The organism is Dictyobacter formicarum, assembly GCF_016587435.1.
Genome location: NZ_BNJJ01000034.1, coordinates 47,483 through 64,879 on the forward strand (window position 1 = coordinate 47,483; position 17,397 = coordinate 64,879).

The window sequence follows — 17,397 nt, forward strand, 5'->3', positions numbered from 1 at the left end:
TATTCCCCGTAGGTGCAACTACACCCACGGGGATGGGATGGTTTAGCTAATGATGATGGTGACTCCGTTGGGATCCTGGATTGTAGCGGGTTCCAGGCCTGGACGCTTGATTTCATAGAAGTCGATGCCGTACATATCTGGCTCGACCGGGCGCACGTTGCGGCCAGCCCATAGATTGGTGCCCAGGTGATGGTGATAGCCGTCCCAGGAGAGGAAGTAGGCTTGTTGCTCGATGCCGAGCATGCGCTCCATACCAAAGTGCTCTTTATAGAACGCAAAGGTCTGGTCGAGATCGCTCACGTTCAGGTGCATGTGGCCCAGGCGCAGGCCGTTGGAGAATCCTTTGAACTCATGGGCCTGCTTCAGTAGATAGGGGGCATCCAGGGGGATCGTGTCCATCGCGACCTTGCCGTCCCGAGTTGGCCATTGCTCGCGTGGCCGATCAACATAGACCTCAATGCCATTCCCTTCTGGATCGGTCAGGTAGAGGGCCTGGCTGACCAGGTGGTCGGAGGCACCGCCCAGCGGGACATTGTTGTTGCGGTCAAGGACATGGCGCAAGAATGAGCCCAGTTCCGGCTCGTCAGGTACCAGGAGAGCGAAATGGAACAACCCGGCTGTCTGGCGTGGACGTGGGCGACCACCTGCCAGTATGCGTAATTGCAGGACCTCGTTGTTTCCTGCTCCAAGTCCAACGCTGCCATTCCCTTCCGCATCTCGTTCGTCTCTTACTACGGATAGGCCCAGACGTTGATAATAATCAATACTGCGCTGCATGTTTTGTACGCGCAAGCCTACGCGCCGCAAAGGCCAGCTGGCAACCTGCGCATCTTGTTGTTGTGTTTGTGTGTTGATGATAGCCATGTGCTGTATGCTCCAATGTTTGAGTTGTCGCTTTTATTGCTCACTTACTTATTATCAGTATGTAACAATAGTATAGCATATTTTGGAGCGTCTGAATACCTCCTCTGAAAGTGAGATATACATAAATGGATCATGTTGCTATACCTCAGACTTTACAGCCTTTGTTGGAATTATATCTACAAGCTTTGGAACAGGTGCAGGATCATATCTATGGCCTGTATGTCTGCGGCTCTATAGCTCTGGGTGCCTTTGAAGAACTGACCAGTGATATTGATATTGTTGTTCTGACCGTGAAGGAATGGAGTGCGGCGGATCTGGAGACCCTGGCGGAAGCGCATCGGTCGTTGCTGCAGGAGCAGCCGCTGGCCCGACGGTTGGAGGTCGCATATATGCCGCTGCAGGCGCTCGGCAAGGCGCGCCAGGAGGTTGAGCCCTACCCGCATTTTCAGAACGGCGTTTTTACCCCGGCCCGCTATGGAGATCAAAACGCGGTGACGTGGTGGATTCTTCAACTATAGAACGTTTTTAGAAGGAGCTTTGGCATGAGCCAACAGATAGAGATGTCTATGATGGACCTGATGAAGTGATGCCACGTCCGCCTTCCCTGTGGCGGCGGCGCCTATTAGTGCTGGCTTTCTACCTCAATTTTTGCCTCTCAGCGCTCTCGATGGTTTTAACTGGTAGCCTGTTTGATAATGTACGCCAGATGTTCTTAAGCTGGTTGGGTGTAAGTTATCCAGCAGGAGTGGTTTATCAGACAAGCAGTAATCAGACGATGGTATCGGCGTTCACGATAAATCACACGGTCCATGTGGCTTTTATATCCGCTTCACCAGCCTGGGGAGCGCCTATAATCTGGTTAATGAATATGGCCAGGTTATATCCAGTGCCATTCTTGTTGGTCCCATTGGTAAGCCTGGTTGTGTTGTATATTGTTCTGCGCCACCAGGTCGGAGATACCATGCTTGGTCCGGAGCGCTACCTGGATGAGCGCCAGAAAATGGTGCGCGATTGGGCGCAGCGCTCGGCCTATCGAGTTATCAAGTGGGCGCTCCTGCTGGCTGGGGTAGGCTTGTTTCTGCATGGAGTTTTGCCGGGTAGCTCCAGCCCTTATGGCACGATAGATCCATATGCTAACGTATACATTCCTGTTTTTGCTTCGTCACCGTCTACGTTATCTATGACTTATGCGCGTCAGGTGTTGATGCCGGTCAGTATGAATTGGCCAACCGATCCACTGCATGTATTGCTCTATTATGGTACCTTGCTGGCCTGCGTTGTGTTGCTGGTGACGATACTACCAATAACGATTGTGGTCTGGAAGAAAGATCCTTCGCGCGCGGCGGCCGGTTTGAAATAAGCCTGGCTGCGACCTTTCGCCTGGTGAGGATGAGCTTGACCACATGGCTGTTTCAGTCGTGTACAAGGAAGAACGATGTATTGTGGATGCTTTATTTGTAACAGGAGGCAGTTGTGAATATAGCGAAGCAGCGTGTGGTTATTATTGGAGGCTCTTCGGGCATTGGCCTGATGACGGCTCGCTTGCTGGCTGAGTTGGGCGCTTCAGTGACGATTGCGGGTCGGCAGCAGGCGCGGGTGGATGCAGCCCTGGCGCAGTTGCAGGTGGGGCAACTGGATGTGTCAGGTGCCGTGGTGGATGCAACCTCGACCGAGGAACTGCGGGACTTCTTCTGGCAGGTGGGTTCGTTGGATCACCTGGTGTTGAGCCTGAGCGGCGGTGAGGGGCAGGGTGAATTTCGGACGCTGGATCTGGCGGCGCTGCAGCGCGGTTTTGCGGCCAAATTCTGGCCCTGCGTGTCTGCGGCCCAGGCCAGCCTGCATACATTGCGGGCCGATGGTTCGTTGACCTTTGTGACGGCGGCTTCAGCGCGCACGTCGCTGGCTGGAACGGCCGGGCTGGCCGCCATTAATGGTGCTTTAAATGCGATGATTTCTACCCTGGCTCTGGAGCTCAAGCCATTGCGCGTAAACGCTGTTTCGCCGGGAGTCATTCGAACCGCCTGGTGGGATAAGTTGCCCGCCGAGGCTCGCGAGAGCTATTTTGCGCAGGTGGCGGCCAGCCTGCCGGTCCAGCGTGTTGGTGAGCCGGAAGATGTGGCCCAGACCATTCAAATGCTGCTCACGAACGATTTTATGACCGGCTGTATCATCGACTGCGATGGCGGGGCACGTATCCATTAATAAAAGGTAACGCAACATGCCGGGAACATGCGCGGCCCTCAATTGTTCACCACCTTAAAGGTGCCGTTCACATTCTTCAACAGGATTTGCGCATCCTGGATATGCACCAGCATATCGGGATGATGAGTGTGAGCGGGATCCACAAACTGCAGTGTGACAGGCACGCTAGCGGCCGCTGAGCCCGACAACTGGGTAACCTGGAAACGCTGGACCTTGCTCTGATCTCCTCCCGGCAATTCAATAACTTGAATATCTCCATTAAGATTCAAGGCGATAAAATGGCTGGGAATGGTCGCTACAGTCTCGTGTCCAACGAAGGCATCGATCTGAAAGGTCCGTGGCTGGCCATAGCGCCAATCATTGTATACATTTGTCGCGCTCGGGATCACAAATTGCCAGGCACATACCAGTAGCAGCATGAGTACCATGCCCAGTCCCAGCGATACCAGCCAGTGGCTATGTGGGCGCTTCTGCTGTACGGGCTGGCGCCCTTCCTGCGTTTTGGTGGTTGGGAGCACGTTGCCCGTACGTCGGGTCTGCGTCTGCCGTGAGGTGCGAGGCCCCTTTGGTGCGTGCATTGAGGCAAGGACATTCCCGATGGGGTTATGTCGAAGGGCGCTACGAGTATTGCTTAAAGGCACAAGGGTTGCTGACATTGCGCTCCTCCTTTGTCGTGCAGGTAATCATCATCCCCGTAGGTGCGCCCCTTGCGGGCGCTTGACCCCCGTAGGCGCGCTCCTTGTGGGCGCTTGCTTGCTTGGATTATTCCTGGAGTTTCACGGCACAAAAACACCCTGGTTTGAGGCAAGTATGCCTCTTCCATGGCGAGATGAAATAGACATTGCTCTATATGGCAAGATGGCAAGCAATACAAGACCTACGAATACGAGGAAGTTGCCGTACTACGACCAGAGAGGATCAGTCATATCCACATTACAGGAAGAATCTACGCTATTTTATCCGTATATACGTTGACGCATAGTGGAATTATAAGCTCTATATTTATGCTGTTGCATCTAGAGCTCTGCATGCACAATTATAACAGATTGAACGCGCCATGACCAGCTTTTTGCCGCCCGAGCTGTAAATATATTGTAAAGAATAGGCGTATTTCTGGTATGGAGTGGAAAGGAAAAAGGAGTGGGTCAAAGCACACAGGCAAACTATGTACTTTGACCCGTCGGCGTAGCGGTGATAATTAGCTTGGATCGTGGCAAACCATGGTGAAGGTTGTTTGAGGCTGCTTGTTGGCTGCTGGCAGGCTCAAATTCACTTTTACTAGGCTATCAGGCATCCAGTAGGTTGATGCATAGACGGGTACATCGATGGTGACCAGTCTTTCTTGATTATGAGGAATGGCCGGTATATTTATATGCATGGTAACTGGCTGTTGCGTGTACGGCGTTTTAAAATGCAATTGCATGCTGGCTGACGAGACGTCGGCCCCTCGATTATCGAAGCGCATGAAGAGCAATCCTACCCGACCTTCCGGATGACAGGATACCAGGGTCAGATTATGGTTGTTCGGTGGCGTAATAAGCTCTCCTTCACAGCCACTGAGGACAACGGCGATGAGACAGCAGCAGGAGAATAAGAGGCTACGCATATGGTTGCTTTTGCTTTTTTGAAATGGAGCTTGCCTGATTACTTTATTCCAGAAAAGCAAGAGTCCCCCTAGTAGAGAGCCCCAGATGATGATGATCATAAGCGGGTCGAAAAGTACATATATGCGCATATAGTCGTAGTCTCGATAACCGCCCGCGGTCGTAAGCAAGATGCCGTAGACACAAATTAATATCAGGAGCCCCATTGCCTGGACTATCGGGTTCTGGCGATTGCTCTTGAAGTAGAAGAGGCTCAGCCAGAGCAGGACACAGAAAGGAAAGAGGCTGTTAGAGAAATATAAGAGGTAGGATGCCTCGTGTAGTATCGATAGTGGTTGACCTAAGGTCCCCTTTGGATCGACACGCGATTCCTGTGCATAAGCAGTAAGCGAGCTGAAAAAGAGTGGAGTCGTCTTGAGGATAAAGGTTTTGGGATGGTGTAAGATGATGTATTCTGCATATTTGGCTGGCTCACTGATATTGTTGCCAAACAGCTTTGGTTCGTGGGCCATAATAAAATAAGGATCCCAAATGCCTTGTTTGAGATAGCGGTCAAGCGTGTGTGCGATCTCGACGTGTTGTGGATTCGAGGGATCGCCATGATCCTGCATATTGTACTGCAGAATTTTTCCTACCAGATTGATATTAGTAATCCAGGTCGTGCCAACAAAATTGTTCTGAGTTGCATTTGTATAAATATAACCACCAACGATAGCATAGATTACGATTAGCGCGGCCAGGGCGTGCGGAAACAAACGGCGGAAAAGATGTTTCCAGTGAGCCATTAATAGTACATAGGCAAAGAGCAGTGGTGGCAGATAGAGCCACTCAGGCCGTGTCATAAAGAGGAGCAACATCCAGAAGGCCGTCAACCAGAGCAAACGGCGCCGAAAGGTCTTCATAAAAAGGATGGTTGTTAAGGTTAATGAAGCCAGCAACCAGAGCCCCATGCCTTCGGTCATTAATGGTTTGACATAGGAGATCAGCGTCAGGTTAATCCCTACCATCAAGCTCAATGTAAAGGCCAGCCAGGCACGGTGAAATATTAATGCTGCCAGTATATAAATTTCCAGTGTTGCTAGCACAAAAAGCACAGCTTGCGCAATGCTGACTGCTTCTACATTTCCTTGCCCCGTGACAGCATAGAGTGCCGAAATGAAGAGAGGATAACAAGGAAGGCGCCAGGCATTAACGAGCTGGCCTGCAACCACAATGCGATCGACCACATACAGATAGCTCCAGGTGTCTGCCAATAACTCTGCTCGTGGATGATTGGCATAAAAAGCGATGATTACTCCGCTGGTCAGGACCGTGAGCAATAGCGCTGGGAGCAGATAGCGAAGTAGGGTGTTCTTTTGCATTAATATAGAACTTTCTATACATCAATGTAAACTAATGCTTTAAGGAAAAGGTGTATATAACATATATGCGCCAAATAATGCGCATGAGGCCATCAAGCTAAAATATATTCTGTGCGTTATGTATAGATAATCGACAGTTACAATGGAATATGTGATCCCTTTTCCATGTATATAGACGAATAGGGCTATGCAACGTCACGAAAAAAGCATCTGGCCCCCATTTGTCCCAGGTACCAGATGCTTTTTGAAGCATTGAAGATTGTCTCAGCGTCTTTGGCGCTAAATGAAGTTTAGCCTTTGAGTCCTCCGCTGATGCCTTTGACGAAGAAGCGCGAGACCAGCGTGTAAAGGGCAACCGCTGGTAGGGCATAGAGCATAGCGTAGGCGGCCAGTTGCCCATAGTTGACCTGTCCATAGCTACCAAAGAAAGTATAGATGTTGACCGATGCTGGCTCAAGTTCCTGCGTTTGCAGCAAGATGAGCGGGACGAAGAAGTTGGTCCATGCTCCCAGGAAGCTCCAGACCGCGACCACTGAAATACCTGGTGCGCAGATTGGCAGCACCACGCGAATCAGGGCCGTGAAGGTCGAGGCGCCATCGATCCAGGCAGCTTCTTCTAATTCATAGGGCACCGAATCCAGGAAGTTTTTCATCAGCCAGATGCTGAAAGGGAGCGCGCTGGCGACAAAGAAAAGGATGACGCCCTGCAACGTGTCCACCAGGTTGAGGGTGACATACATGGCGTAGAGGGGCGTGACCAGCGCCAGGATCGGGAGCGCACTGGCGAAGAGTACGCCCAGCATCAGGGTGTTCTTGAAGCGAAATTGAAAGCGCGATAGCGGATAGGCGGCCAGACCTGATAGGATGACGACCAGCACCATGGTGCTGATGGCCATGATGGCACTATTTGTGAAAGGCGGGATGACCACTCCATTGGTGAGAATGGTGGTATAGTTGGCCAGGCTGGGTGTAGCAGGCCATTTGACGGCCAGGGTCGCAGCTGGATTAATGCTTGCCAATACAGGCCAGAGCAACGGCACCAGGAAGTAGAGTCCCACCAGTGTCAGAAAAATATAAATGACCGTGGAAATAAGCGCTCGACGAAACATGCAAACCTCTCTTAACGACTATAAATCCACACGCAAAATGCGTGTATAGATTAAAGATAAGATGGCCCCGGCCGCAATAATCAGGAGTGCAATGGCGCTGCCATAACCAATCTGATAGAACTGGAAGGCCTGCCGATATTGATAAATGGTCATCAGCTCTGTATTGGCATTGCTGCCCGCTGTGAGTACATAGACCAGGGTGAAGTCTGAGAGCGTGGCCAGGGTAATCAGTAAGAGATCGGTGCCGATGGCTCCTCTAATTAAGGGAATGATAATATAGCGGAGCGTGGTCCAGTTGCTTGCGCCATCGATCGCGGAGGCCTCTAGCAGTTCCTGGGGAATGCTTTCGAGCGCGGATGCATAGAGCAACATCGAAAAGGCCGTGCCACGCCAGATGTTGGCAATGATGACCATCGTCATCGGATATTCCTGTATCCAGGCATGTTTCGGTAGCCCGAAGGTTGAAAAAATCGTATTGAGTAAGCCGGGGTCCAGCACACTTTGTGGCCCACCTGCCAGGAAGGCGCTCCACACGAAGCCCGCGACCACATCTGGAATAACCCAGGCGGCCACAATAATCGCGCCCAGCACTGATTTAAAAACGACATTGCGACGGCGCATCAGCAGGGCCAGCAGCAGTCCCAGGCCAGCCTGACCGATCAGGGCCGAAAAGATCAGGTAGGTCAGTGAGACGCGGAAGGCGTTGAAAAATTCACCGTCGCGGAAGATATGCGCGAAGTTATCGAAGCCGACAAATTGAGGGGTGTCCGCTCCCACGCCTGTCAGGGCCATATTTGTCAGAGAAACGTAGACCGACCAGATTGCTGGTCCCAGCATAAAAACGGCAATTACCAGGAATGCGGGCGCCATAAACAACAGGCTAATGCGTAACTGCCTGTTGCGTTTGCGCCTGGTAGTACGCGTCGAGAGATCGATTGCCTGCGCTGGCGTTTGGGTGTCCACCTGCATACAAATTCTCCTGCATCAATGGGAAGAGCGATAGGCCAGACGATCTATTGATCGTGGCCCATCGCCGTTACTGCCATAGAGTATTGGCTATGACTGAATTGAAGAAGGGTGATCCTTCTTCAATTCAGGCGTTCCGTCACGGATGTTTTTCGGTCTTATCTGCACCTGCTATCGTCTCTACCGATTGTGAGAAGGCTGACATGGCATCATCGGCTGACTTGCCACTCATAACCTGCTGCATCGCGTTGTCGATCTGGACAGAAATTTTCGGATAAGCCGGGAAGCCAGGGCGGAACTGGGTGAACTGCACCAGCTGGGTGTAGAACGGGAAGTTAGGCAACGCGCTATACTCAGGCAGTTGTGCGATATCTTTACGAGGAGCGATACCATTGGTCTGAACGTCGTATTTGCCTAACAGGTCTTTGGCGAAGGCCTCTTTAATGACAGTGAAGGCCTGGTCTTTGTGGGCGGAACGGGCCGCGATCGAGTATGCCCAACCACCGGACAGCGTGACATATTTGGGGTCTTGACCAAACTGGGTAGGCATTTTGGCCAGACCCATGGTGTCTTTCCACTGTGGCCATGGTGTGGAACCACCGGGTTCCCAGGTGCCGCCCAGCCATGAGCCATCAATGTCGATCGCTAGTTTGCCCTGTGGGATCAACTGCTGGGACACCGTGTTGCCAGCGGTGGTGCTCAGGGTAATGTCGTTGGTCGGTCCCAGTAAGTTGGCTGGATTGTAGACCTGTTTGACGAAGTTCAGAGCATCTTTAAAGCCTGTGCTGGAAGAAACCCACTTGCTGTTCTGGTAATTGTAGAGGGTGTCTTTGGTGCCGTAGAGCAGCATCTCGAAACCCTGCATGGTCGAAGCCTCGTCCATGGGCACACCAGAATACAGGTTCATGGGAATAACGCCAGGGACTTTCTTCTTGATGGTGTTGGCGGCGGACAGGATATCAGCCCAGTTGTTTGGCTGCCAGGTTGTAGGCAGGCCAGCCTTCTTGAAGATATCCTTGTTGTACCAGACTGCGCGCACGTCTGTGCCATCCATGACCCCATAGTTCTTCCCATTGAAGGTGGTGATCTTCTGCATGCTGGGGAACCACTGATCTTTGTAGTCAGGCCAGCCATTCAGGTAAGAATCCATGGGAGTCAGGTAGCCAGCGGTGACGTCGGAGCCAACCAGGAAGCTATCCTCTCGCACAATATCGGGTGCGTTATTTGAACGCAGCATCAGGTCCAGTTTAGTATAGTAGCTGCCTTCATCTGCGACAATCGGCATCAGTTTTATTTTGATATTGGGGTGGGCGGCCTCAATTTTGGTCTTGGCGCTCTTCCACCACTCTTCCTCATGATAAGGTGGCGGACCAAATTGCTGATAAGCCACAGTAATAGTGACCGGCCCGTTACCGCCTGAGCTTGTAGAGCCACCGCAGGCCTGGAGTAGGGGGACCAGGCAGAACAGCAGGGCTACCAGTGAAAATAGACGTATGGATCGCGTTGATTTTTTCACGAGGCACTCCTTTGCTCGGACATATAAAGAATCATCAAGTACAACAGTGTTCATGATAAGTACGCGAATGCGATGCGGTGAGCGTGTATATATCCGCATCAATGAAGATGGCGCTGGCGCTGCGCTTATAGTTCTCCCAGATAAACTATCTGTTTCCCTCCTTTCATGCATAGAATAGAATTTAACTTTCGACGTTAATCGAGATGTCAAATTGACCATTGTCGATAGCAACAGCGTGCCGCGATATATTGGAATGCCCGGCTGGGAGGGTCGGGCAAGTAAACTTTCCGCGCATATGATCGATGCCAGGGCTGGTAGTTGGTTCATCTGTCTGGATGACCAGAGAGCAGGAGAGAGAGGGGATGAGCGCTAAGTCCCAGTATTGCTTGTCTAGAGTAATCCTCACATCTCCGCCATTGATTTGATTTGTGAGTGTATACGTTGCTGGCCCGGTGTAACCATAAAATACAATGATAAGAGAGCGCTCCGCATCCACGATGTCAATTGTAAATTCTTTATGTCCGTGTCTGAGTTTAGAAATAGTCGCCGCCGATTGTAGTTGATAGTGTTGTTGCTCTTTATCTGAAAAAGAGAAATTGGTCTGCGACAATCCTGCTGACACGGTATGAATGGCTGTGGGTGTGGCTACAGGGATAACTGCTGCAGTATTTATGTTTGTCGTGCAGGATGTGAAACACATGAGAGATACGATCAAACATAAATAGAGACTCCATTGTTCCTTCATCGGTGCTGCTCCAGTCAAACCTGTGACGCATACTCTTCTGTTTAGTATGCCTAGAAGTGAACTACACTGTCCACTTGCATACAATAGCTTGTAGATGAGATAGTACACTAGTGTATGTTTGTATGTCAAGGGAAATAGAGATTAAATTGCAATAAAAAGTTTCTCTTCGCTTAGCATAGCCTATGTTTTGAAAGTTTTCAATCATCTCTATGCTATAGTATTCTATGATATGTGCTGCAAAAGCAAAGGCAGGGGGATATCTTCAGGCACAAAGAGAGCACACTGTGCTCTTGAGTTTTCCCCAACTGCCGCTAACGTAGGTGGCATAAAATAAGAGGTGTATTGACGCTTCTACACACTATGGTATATACTCTATACTATACCGCAGGCAGAGCTAACTTTATTAATTACAAGGAAAGAATCTTTGAGTTCAGCGCAAGAACAAGAGCCACAATTACCCTTGTATCGTCGAATTGCTCAAAGCATCCACCAGGATATAGTACAGCGTAGCCTGGTGGCACACACCAAGATACCTTCTGAGGTTGAGCTTGCCAGGCAGTTTGGCGTCAGTCATGGGACCATAACGAAGGCGTTAGAAGCACTTGTGCGCGCAGGGGTGCTCTATCGCCAGCGACCGCAGGGCACATTTGTTGCTGAGATAGCAGCGCCTTACGAGACTGCCGCTGTTGCGGCACAGAATTCGGCTAACACTGAAGAGAAGCGCGTTGAACCATCCTCTGTAACCTTCCACGTGCCCAGTCATACCGCTTTTGTGGGCATCGTGATTCCTCATCTTGGCACTGATTTTCTGGATGGTATGGTGCTGGGCGTCGAGTCAATGACGCGTTCATTTGGGTATGGCTTGAGCTTTGGTTACTCCGAGGATGATGAGGGTCTGGAGCGCTATCATATCGAACAATTTCTGCGCCAGAACGTAGCGGGCATGATTATTTATCCCTGTGATCATCGAGTGATCGAACGCGATGGTGGCTATATTTCTACGCCCGAGGGCAAAGATCGCATCGCCCTCCTGCGTACCCTGCAGGCTCGGCAGATCCCCTTTGTGCTACTTGATCGTTATGTGCCAGAGATCGAGGCCAGCTATGTGGTCTCGGATGATTTTACGGCGGGCTATGCTTCGACCCAGCATCTGATCAAACTTGGCCATCAACGGATAGGTTTTGTTTCCGTCAATTATCTGGTGACCAGTAGCGCTGCCCGCCGCGCGGGCTACTTGCAGTGTATGCGCGATCACCACCTGCCGGTTGATGAACATTTGCTCCTGGATTCGCTGTTGCACGCCTATCCCTCCGCGCATAATCATTATGCTCTGGTTGAAGAGTGTTGTTCCGAGGATGCGCAGTGCCTGCTTGCCTATTTACAGCATCCTCAACGGCCAACGGCACTGATAACGATGAACGATTATCTGGCGGTACAGGTCTTTTGTATGCTTGAACGTACATCATTGCGCGTACCGGAGGACCTGGCGCTGGTGTGTAGCGGTGGTAGTAATCGCCTCAGTTCTATGATGCGCGTGCCGTTGACGACGGTCGTACAGCCCGTTGGTGAGATTGGCCGCCAGAGCGCCTATCTCCTGCATAATCGGATCTCGCAGCGCTTCTCAACCAATCGCCAGCTCAAGTTACCTGTGAGCCTGCTGGTGCGCAAGAGTTGTGGCTCGACCGCCCACTCAATTGTGCAGGCGTTACCTTTGCCGGCCGAGCGTTAACACCGCAATATTTCCTTTCATCCCGATATGCGGAAAAAAACAAGAAACGCCGTAGGTGCGCCCCTTGCGGGCGCTTCAATCCTCGCCGCACGTCAACCGTAGGTGCGCCCCTTGCGGGCGCTTCAATCCTCGTCGCACCTACAAGTCCTTCAATAAGGCGGCGAAGCCTTCCAGGGAGGCACGGCCAACCGGGCGTCCCAACCGCTCGCTCTGGTAGATTGCCTGTACCTGTTGCAACAAGGGCCGGTATTGTTCTGGTAGATGGGTGAGGCCCCAACTGACTCCGTCGCGCTTCGACAGGAAGTGGCCATCGCGCAGATAGGCCAGGCCACGACTGGCATCCAACACAAAGGTGATAGGATCTTGCAGCGGGTGCGCCTGAATTTCTTGCAAATAGTGTATGAGGGTGGTTCGAAAAACTGACTCTGGGATCGCTGGAATGGCCTCAGCAAGCGGTTTCCCATAGAGGCAGATGCCATACTGCCGGAGGGCGGCCAGTTCGATGATCAGTCGATCGCTTGATGGTGTGGGTCCGTTCCATTGCTGCCCGTTCGCGTTGTGCAGGGTGCGTTGATAATGCTCGCGCAGCCTCTCATCATAATGCCACTCAATTGGTAGCGGCTGTGGCAGGTTATGGATCGCCTGTTCCACCACAAATGTAATATCCAGCGGTGCGGGGGCACGCGAAACACGCAGTAGCAACTCGATGATTTTGCGTCTGTTCTCCGCCTCCACTTCCCGTGCAGTTACCACCAGCAAATTGATATCGCTGCGTTCGGGATTAAAGCCGCCGGCGGCCAGCGAGCCTCCTAGATAGATTCCAAGGAGATTTTCGCCCAGCAGTTGCTGAAATTCTGTCAGCACGGTTTTAACTTCGGCCTTGACTACTTTGGAACAGTTGATCCAGTTATAATCCATAATGTATTCTATTGCCTTTCAAGGGTCTATTTGTGGATATGCGCTGCTTACGACGCCTGCAGGGGACGAAAGCAGTTGCATCCAGTCTCCCTTGCTCTGTTATCGTTATTCAATTCTACGAGATGATGTAGAGCTATGGCAAGGAATCATCATAGAACTGCTGGCGCAAAATGCGCGTGAGCCAGCCAGCCATCCATTATGGCAGGGTGCTTTTTTGTTCTTCGTCGAGTGTGTAATTTTTGGCGAAAAAGGTACTTTTCCAGATGCGGGCTGAGGCAGGCGTGCAGCCAACAATCCTGGCTAATTCTTGAGGACTGAGGGAAGGATTTTCACGGAGTAGTGCGTGCAAGCGTTGTTTGGCGTTGAGTTTTGTGGGCTGCCAGCGTCTTGGATATCTGTTACTTGTCATATTAATGTGTCTCCTGCTGCAGTATTGACTGTATATTGACATACCCAGAGGAAAATAGCAAGAGAAGAATAAGCGGCATATCTTGTGTTGCTTGAATATTGTTGTCTTGAATATAGTATATGGCAATGTGTGGTTTATTGCTGCATATCCGTGAAGCGGTGACTTTCGATCACTTGCTATCCCTCTGTCTCTCACAGGACTGGCAGGATAAAAATGTGGCTGCACACATGCTGTTGAGAGCATCTGTACAGCCAGTTTATGTATTTTTGGTGTCAAATTAAATTGAGGGACCTGAGCTTCCGGTGTCATAGAGCGCGAAGTGTGAGAAGGCTACTTTGGCTGGAATGCCATTGTCACCACCCTGTAGCAGGAGATTGACCGAACCGGTATCGTAAGGAGCAGTGGAACTGCTATCATCACAGGTTGTGACTAGCTTCCCGTTCACGTATAACGTTATGCTGGTACCCTGGACAATGAGTGTTGTCTGAATCGATTTGTCCGGTTGTACTGTATTATCCAGCGAACCAGAGGCAAGATTGATTGCGGCATTGACTTCGCCGGGAGCATGATTGGCCGGTGGATCAACAACCTTCCTGATGGCATATTGTCCGGAGCTGGCGGCTATTTTTAATTCATATCCCCGAAAACCCTGGCTGGTAGGCATTGACTGGCGGCGGAAAAGCGCGCCGACGTAGGCCTGATTGTTGTCCTGGAGCTGAGTATACGTCATATCCAGCCGAAAATTGGCTACCGATTGGGCGCCTGGGACGTGCTCCAGAAAAATTTTGCCGTTGCCCTCGGACATCACCAGTGTATGTTTCTGGATCGAGGCCCCATAGCCAGCGGCCTGGAAAAGGTTCCAGTTATTATTATTATCGCCAAAATTGTCGTTAATGATCGCTTTGCCCGTTGGCGCTGGTAGCGGAGTCTGACTCGCTGACGCCGTATTGCTTGAGCTAGAATGGCTGATCGGCGCCATCGCTGAACTAAGAGTGACGGCGAGGATGCCGCATAAGGCCACCAGTACTACCAGTACAACGCCCAGAGCGATGAAAAGTGGATTGATGCGCCTCTTCGGCTTTCCCGGTGCCATATAGGGAGGATAGCCAACCGGAGGAAGCGACTGCCCGTAGGCGGGTGGCTGCGTGTAGGATACAGGACCATTATGGCTGGTTATTCCTGCCCCTGGATACGTAGTATTACCTGCTGGTGGATAGATAGGTCCATTGATGGGAGGGTAGGGTCCGTTGGCTGGTGGATAAGCAGGTCCACTGGCGGGAGGGTAAGCAGGTTCATTAGTGGTTGGATAAGAAGCGCCTGCACGTGGAAATTCTGCCAGGCCAGGTCGGGCTGCATCCTCCTGCACCATTTCTGCATGAGAATAAGGTTTTACGGGAGCGGGATAGGCAGATTGAGGAGGCTGCTGCTCCTCAGATGGCTGCACCCGGACGGTCTTTTCTCCAGCTGCAGCTGGCGCTTGAGATAATGCTGGCCGAGGTTCTGTAGGCTGCAACAATGACCCTGCTGGTGACGTGTCTGTTTCAGATGGCACCGCAGAGGCCGGTTCGCGACAAGGAGTCCCGCAGTTGCCGCAGAAGTTCTGCCCCGGCTGAACCTGTGTTCCACATTGAGGGCACAGACGTTTCGTGGTACTCAATGAGATTACTCCTGACTATTTGTATGAGTCATTAGAAAAAGTGCTTTATAATTCCTAATGGGTATACACTGTTTTTCTAAAAAGAAATGAAATGAGCAATTATGATTATAGCAAACAAACCTCAAAAATAATAGACAAAGTACTTTCCTCATGTATAATGTGTAAGCCGTTTGAGTGTTTTTTTACATTCATCTAATTGTAATAGCTATTTTGCATGGTTTCTGTTATTCTAGGAGCACCCATTCTTTCTCGCGCCAACGCGAACAAAGAATGGATGTGTCAGATATGATATACGTGCGGGGCCGTTGGCGCAGGCTCGTTATGCGCTGAAAGCGCTATATTGAAGGAAAAGGATAGATTTCATGGGTACGAAGAAGGATGCTTTGTTGGAGAGCGCGCGCGTTCAGCTTCAGAGGTCTGTAGAGCGTTTACAGACTTTAAAGGTGCGACCCGAGAATGAGCAGATCCAGAAGCAGGCGATCGAGCATGAGCTGCTGGCTGCGCTGTCGGTCGTGAAACAGCTTTTACCGCCTGAATTGCAGGCACAGGTGCAGCAACTATTGACGTTGCATACTGAACTCAGCAGTCCTTATATTGGACGCGCAACCTCCATGACTCAACTTCATCAGCGCAACGTAGAGCGTTCAGATTTGCCAGGCTGGGCCCAGCCAGAGTAGCTGTCTCTCGCAATTCTCGCCCGGTCGATAAGAGCTTGACAGCAGCTCTTTTTTATTTTATTATCTGAGTAAGTGTTCATATACTCAGGTAAAAGGAAGCGAGCAAGCGCCTATGCGAAAAGAAGCAGAGTTAATACCAATTGATCGTGAAGCGGTAGATGCCGCCCGGCAGCAAGCGTTCTCAGATGCGCATCTGTCTTTAATTGTAGAGACCTTTCAGGGGCTTTCTGATCACACGCGAGCTCGTATCCTCTATGCGCTGACGCAGCGTTCGTTGTGTGTACGCGATCTGGCGATCCTGGTTGACGTTTCAGAATCGGCTGTCTCGCATCATCTACGCTCTCTGCGCGATCGCCGCCTGGTAAAATCACGTCGCGAAGGCACCATTATTTATTATTCTGTTGATGATCAGCACGTTGCGGCGCTTTTCCGCGAGGCCCAGCATCATGTGGACCATGTGCGCCTTGGCCTACCTGATCATCCCTATAGCTTACCCGCACATCAGGACTAGCAAAGGAGGGATCACCAGTATGTCCGAGCACTCATCGTTATCGCCTTCTCATACCCATACCCACGCTCAACATGGTCACGACCATAATCATCACGACCATGATCATTCCCAACATACGCACGATCACGACCATGATCATGTCCGTGACCATGATCATGGTCACGGACATGATCATGGTCGCTTTGGCTGGCTCAAAGAGGCCATTCCTTTTCTGCATGGTCATAGCCACGGGGAAGCGCACGTAGATACGGCACTGGAATCCAGTGCTCGTGGTCTGTGGGCGTTGAAAATCTCTTTGTTGGGCCTGGGCGTGACCGCGCTCTTCCAGCTGGTGATCGTGTTGTTGAGCGGTAGCGTGGGCTTGCTGGCTGATACCATTCATAATTTCTCCGATGCTCTGACAGCGGTTCCGTTAGGACTGGCTTTTGTGCTGGGACGCCGCCTGGCGACCAGGCGCTATACCTATGGTTTTGGTCGCGCCGAAGATCTGGCTGGCGTGGTGATTATACTGATGATCTTTATCAGTGCCATTGTCGCGGGCTATGAGAGCATCTTCAAGCTACTGCATCCAGTGCCATTGCGCAACGTCTGGTGGGTCATGCTGGCGGCCATTATTGGCTTTCTGGGTAATGAAGGGGTCGCCATTTTCCGTATCCGTGTGGGAAAAGAAATTGGCTCGGCGGCGCTGGTGGCTGATGGTCAGCATGCGCGCATCGATGGCCTGACCTCTTTGGCGGTGCTCTTCGGCGCTGTGGGCAGTCTGCTTGGCCTGCCACTGGCCGATCCGTTGATTGGCCTGCTCATTACGGTTGTGATCCTCTTTATCGTTAAAGATACGGTGCTTACGATGTGGCATCGCCTGATGGATGCGGTTGATCCAGCTATCGTTGATCGGCTGGAACAGGCGGCGCGGGAGACACCGGGCGTGCGCAAAGTGCAGAGAGTACGCGCACGCTGGGTTGGCCATGCATTGTCAGCGGAGGTCCAGATCCTGGTGGATGAGGAGCTGTCCTTGCGCGACAGTCACCAACTGGTAGAGGAGGTCCGCCATAATCTCTATCATGCGCAACCACGCCTGGCCAATGTTGTGGTGCATGCGTTGCCGCAGCGCTCGGATGGCACGATCAAT

At 51.4% G+C, this 17,397-nt stretch carries 17 protein-coding genes; 7 read left to right on the forward strand and 10 right to left on the reverse strand.

The window, feature by feature from the left end:
• Positions 1-42 precede the first annotated feature (42 nt).
• A complete protein-coding gene (locus tag JMI88_RS35835) occupies positions 43-864 on the reverse strand; it encodes a VOC family protein (RefSeq protein WP_201366836.1) in 822 nt (273 codons plus the stop codon).
• Positions 865-989: 125 nt separating this feature from the next.
• On the opposite strand from JMI88_RS35835, the gene JMI88_RS35840 reads away from it, so the two are divergent.
• The 3 genes from JMI88_RS35840 (at position 990) to JMI88_RS35850 (ending at position 3,066) form a co-directional block, all read left to right on the forward strand.
• On the forward strand, positions 990-1,382 hold the full coding sequence (locus JMI88_RS35840) for a nucleotidyltransferase domain-containing protein (RefSeq protein ID WP_201366837.1): 393 nt from the start codon (positions 990-992) through the stop codon (positions 1,380-1,382).
• Positions 1,383-1,447: 65 nt separating this feature from the next.
• Positions 1,448-2,224 carry a hypothetical protein gene (locus tag JMI88_RS35845; protein ID WP_201366838.1) on the forward strand — a complete coding sequence of 259 codons (777 nt, stop codon included), beginning with the start codon at positions 1,448-1,450 and terminating at the stop codon, positions 2,222-2,224.
• Between the two features lie 119 nt (positions 2,225-2,343).
• The gene (locus tag JMI88_RS35850; RefSeq protein ID WP_373323997.1) at positions 2,344-3,066 is read left to right on the forward strand and encodes an SDR family oxidoreductase; all 723 of its coding nucleotides are present in this window, start codon (positions 2,344-2,346) and stop codon (positions 3,064-3,066) included.
• A gap of 38 nt (positions 3,067-3,104) precedes the next feature.
• On the opposite strand, the gene JMI88_RS35855 is transcribed toward JMI88_RS35850, so the two are convergent.
• From JMI88_RS35855 to JMI88_RS35880, 6 genes are all read right to left on the reverse strand, one after another.
• On the reverse strand, positions 3,105-3,722 hold the full coding sequence (locus tag JMI88_RS35855) for a hypothetical protein (protein WP_201366840.1): 618 nt from the start codon (positions 3,720-3,722) through the stop codon (positions 3,105-3,107).
• A gap of 542 nt (positions 3,723-4,264) precedes the next feature.
• A complete protein-coding gene (locus JMI88_RS35860) occupies positions 4,265-6,031 on the reverse strand; it encodes a glycosyltransferase family protein (RefSeq protein WP_201366841.1) in 1,767 nt (588 codons plus the stop codon).
• 290 nt (positions 6,032-6,321) lie between these two features.
• On the reverse strand, positions 6,322-7,140 hold the full coding sequence (locus JMI88_RS35865; protein ID WP_201366842.1) for a carbohydrate ABC transporter permease: 819 nt from the start codon (positions 7,138-7,140) through the stop codon (positions 6,322-6,324).
• An 18-nt stretch (positions 7,141-7,158) separates the two neighbouring features.
• On the reverse strand, positions 7,159-8,109 hold the full coding sequence (locus JMI88_RS35870; protein ID WP_201366843.1) for a carbohydrate ABC transporter permease: 951 nt from the start codon (positions 8,107-8,109) through the stop codon (positions 7,159-7,161).
• A 136-nt stretch (positions 8,110-8,245) separates the two neighbouring features.
• The gene (locus tag JMI88_RS35875; protein ID WP_201366844.1) at positions 8,246-9,622 is read right to left on the reverse strand and encodes an extracellular solute-binding protein; all 1,377 of its coding nucleotides are present in this window, start codon (positions 9,620-9,622) and stop codon (positions 8,246-8,248) included.
• A 181-nt stretch (positions 9,623-9,803) separates the two neighbouring features.
• The gene (locus tag JMI88_RS35880; protein ID WP_201366845.1) at positions 9,804-10,367 is read right to left on the reverse strand and encodes a hypothetical protein; all 564 of its coding nucleotides are present in this window, start codon (positions 10,365-10,367) and stop codon (positions 9,804-9,806) included.
• A 424-nt stretch (positions 10,368-10,791) separates the two neighbouring features.
• On the opposite strand from JMI88_RS35880, the gene JMI88_RS35885 reads away from it, so the two are divergent.
• Entirely contained in the window at positions 10,792-12,096 is a 1,305-nt protein-coding gene (locus JMI88_RS35885; protein WP_201366846.1) for a substrate-binding domain-containing protein, read from the forward strand.
• A 138-nt stretch (positions 12,097-12,234) separates the two neighbouring features.
• Here JMI88_RS35885 and JMI88_RS35890 read toward each other — a convergent pair whose 3' ends face one another.
• From JMI88_RS35890 to JMI88_RS35900, 3 genes are all read right to left on the reverse strand, one after another.
• Positions 12,235-13,014: an aminoglycoside adenylyltransferase domain-containing protein gene (locus JMI88_RS35890; RefSeq protein ID WP_201366847.1), complete on the reverse strand. Its 780-nt coding sequence runs from the start codon at positions 13,012-13,014 to the stop codon at positions 12,235-12,237.
• A 196-nt stretch (positions 13,015-13,210) separates the two neighbouring features.
• Complete coding sequence (locus tag JMI88_RS35895; RefSeq protein WP_201366848.1) at positions 13,211-13,423, reverse strand: hypothetical protein; 213 nt, start codon at positions 13,421-13,423, stop codon at positions 13,211-13,213.
• 277 nt (positions 13,424-13,700) lie between these two features.
• Complete coding sequence (locus JMI88_RS35900) at positions 13,701-15,080, reverse strand: zinc-ribbon domain-containing protein (RefSeq protein WP_201366849.1); 1,380 nt, start codon at positions 15,078-15,080, stop codon at positions 13,701-13,703.
• 362 nt (positions 15,081-15,442) lie between these two features.
• Between JMI88_RS35900 and JMI88_RS35905 the strand changes: the two genes are divergently transcribed.
• The 3 genes from JMI88_RS35905 to JMI88_RS35915 form a co-directional block, all read left to right on the forward strand.
• Positions 15,443-15,757 carry a hypothetical protein gene (locus JMI88_RS35905; RefSeq protein ID WP_201366850.1) on the forward strand — a complete coding sequence of 105 codons (315 nt, stop codon included), beginning with the start codon at positions 15,443-15,445 and terminating at the stop codon, positions 15,755-15,757.
• Between the two features lie 112 nt (positions 15,758-15,869).
• On the forward strand, positions 15,870-16,268 hold the full coding sequence (locus JMI88_RS35910) for an ArsR/SmtB family transcription factor (protein ID WP_201366851.1): 399 nt from the start codon (positions 15,870-15,872) through the stop codon (positions 16,266-16,268).
• A 19-nt stretch (positions 16,269-16,287) separates the two neighbouring features.
• A partial coding sequence (locus tag JMI88_RS35915) for a cation diffusion facilitator family transporter (protein WP_201366852.1) occupies positions 16,288-17,397 on the forward strand: 1,110 nt, incomplete at its 3' end.

Bases quoted from the DNA above. Each gene is read 5' to 3' on its own strand.
- JMI88_RS35835 (WP_201366836.1), bottom strand. From the start codon at position 864: ATGGCTATCATCAACACACAAACACAACAACAAGATGCGCAGGTTGCC.
- JMI88_RS35840 (WP_201366837.1), top strand. From the start codon at position 990: ATGGATCATGTTGCTATACCTCAGACTTTACAGCCTTTGTTGGAATTA.
- JMI88_RS35855 (WP_201366840.1), bottom strand. From the start codon at position 3,722: ATGTCAGCAACCCTTGTGCCTTTAAGCAATACTCGTAGCGCCCTTCGA.
- JMI88_RS35860 (WP_201366841.1), bottom strand. From the start codon at position 6,031: ATGCAAAAGAACACCCTACTTCGCTATCTGCTCCCAGCGCTATTGCTC.
- JMI88_RS35865 (WP_201366842.1), bottom strand. From the start codon at position 7,140: ATGTTTCGTCGAGCGCTTATTTCCACGGTCATTTATATTTTTCTGACA.
- JMI88_RS35870 (WP_201366843.1), bottom strand. From the start codon at position 8,109: ATGCAGGTGGACACCCAAACGCCAGCGCAGGCAATCGATCTCTCGACG.
- JMI88_RS35880 (WP_201366845.1), bottom strand. From the start codon at position 10,367: ATGAAGGAACAATGGAGTCTCTATTTATGTTTGATCGTATCTCTCATG.
- JMI88_RS35890 (WP_201366847.1), bottom strand. From the start codon at position 13,014: ATGGATTATAACTGGATCAACTGTTCCAAAGTAGTCAAGGCCGAAGTT.
- JMI88_RS35895 (WP_201366848.1), bottom strand. From the start codon at position 13,423: ATGACAAGTAACAGATATCCAAGACGCTGGCAGCCCACAAAACTCAAC.
- JMI88_RS35905 (WP_201366850.1), top strand. From the start codon at position 15,443: ATGGGTACGAAGAAGGATGCTTTGTTGGAGAGCGCGCGCGTTCAGCTT.
- JMI88_RS35910 (WP_201366851.1), top strand. From the start codon at position 15,870: ATGCGAAAAGAAGCAGAGTTAATACCAATTGATCGTGAAGCGGTAGAT.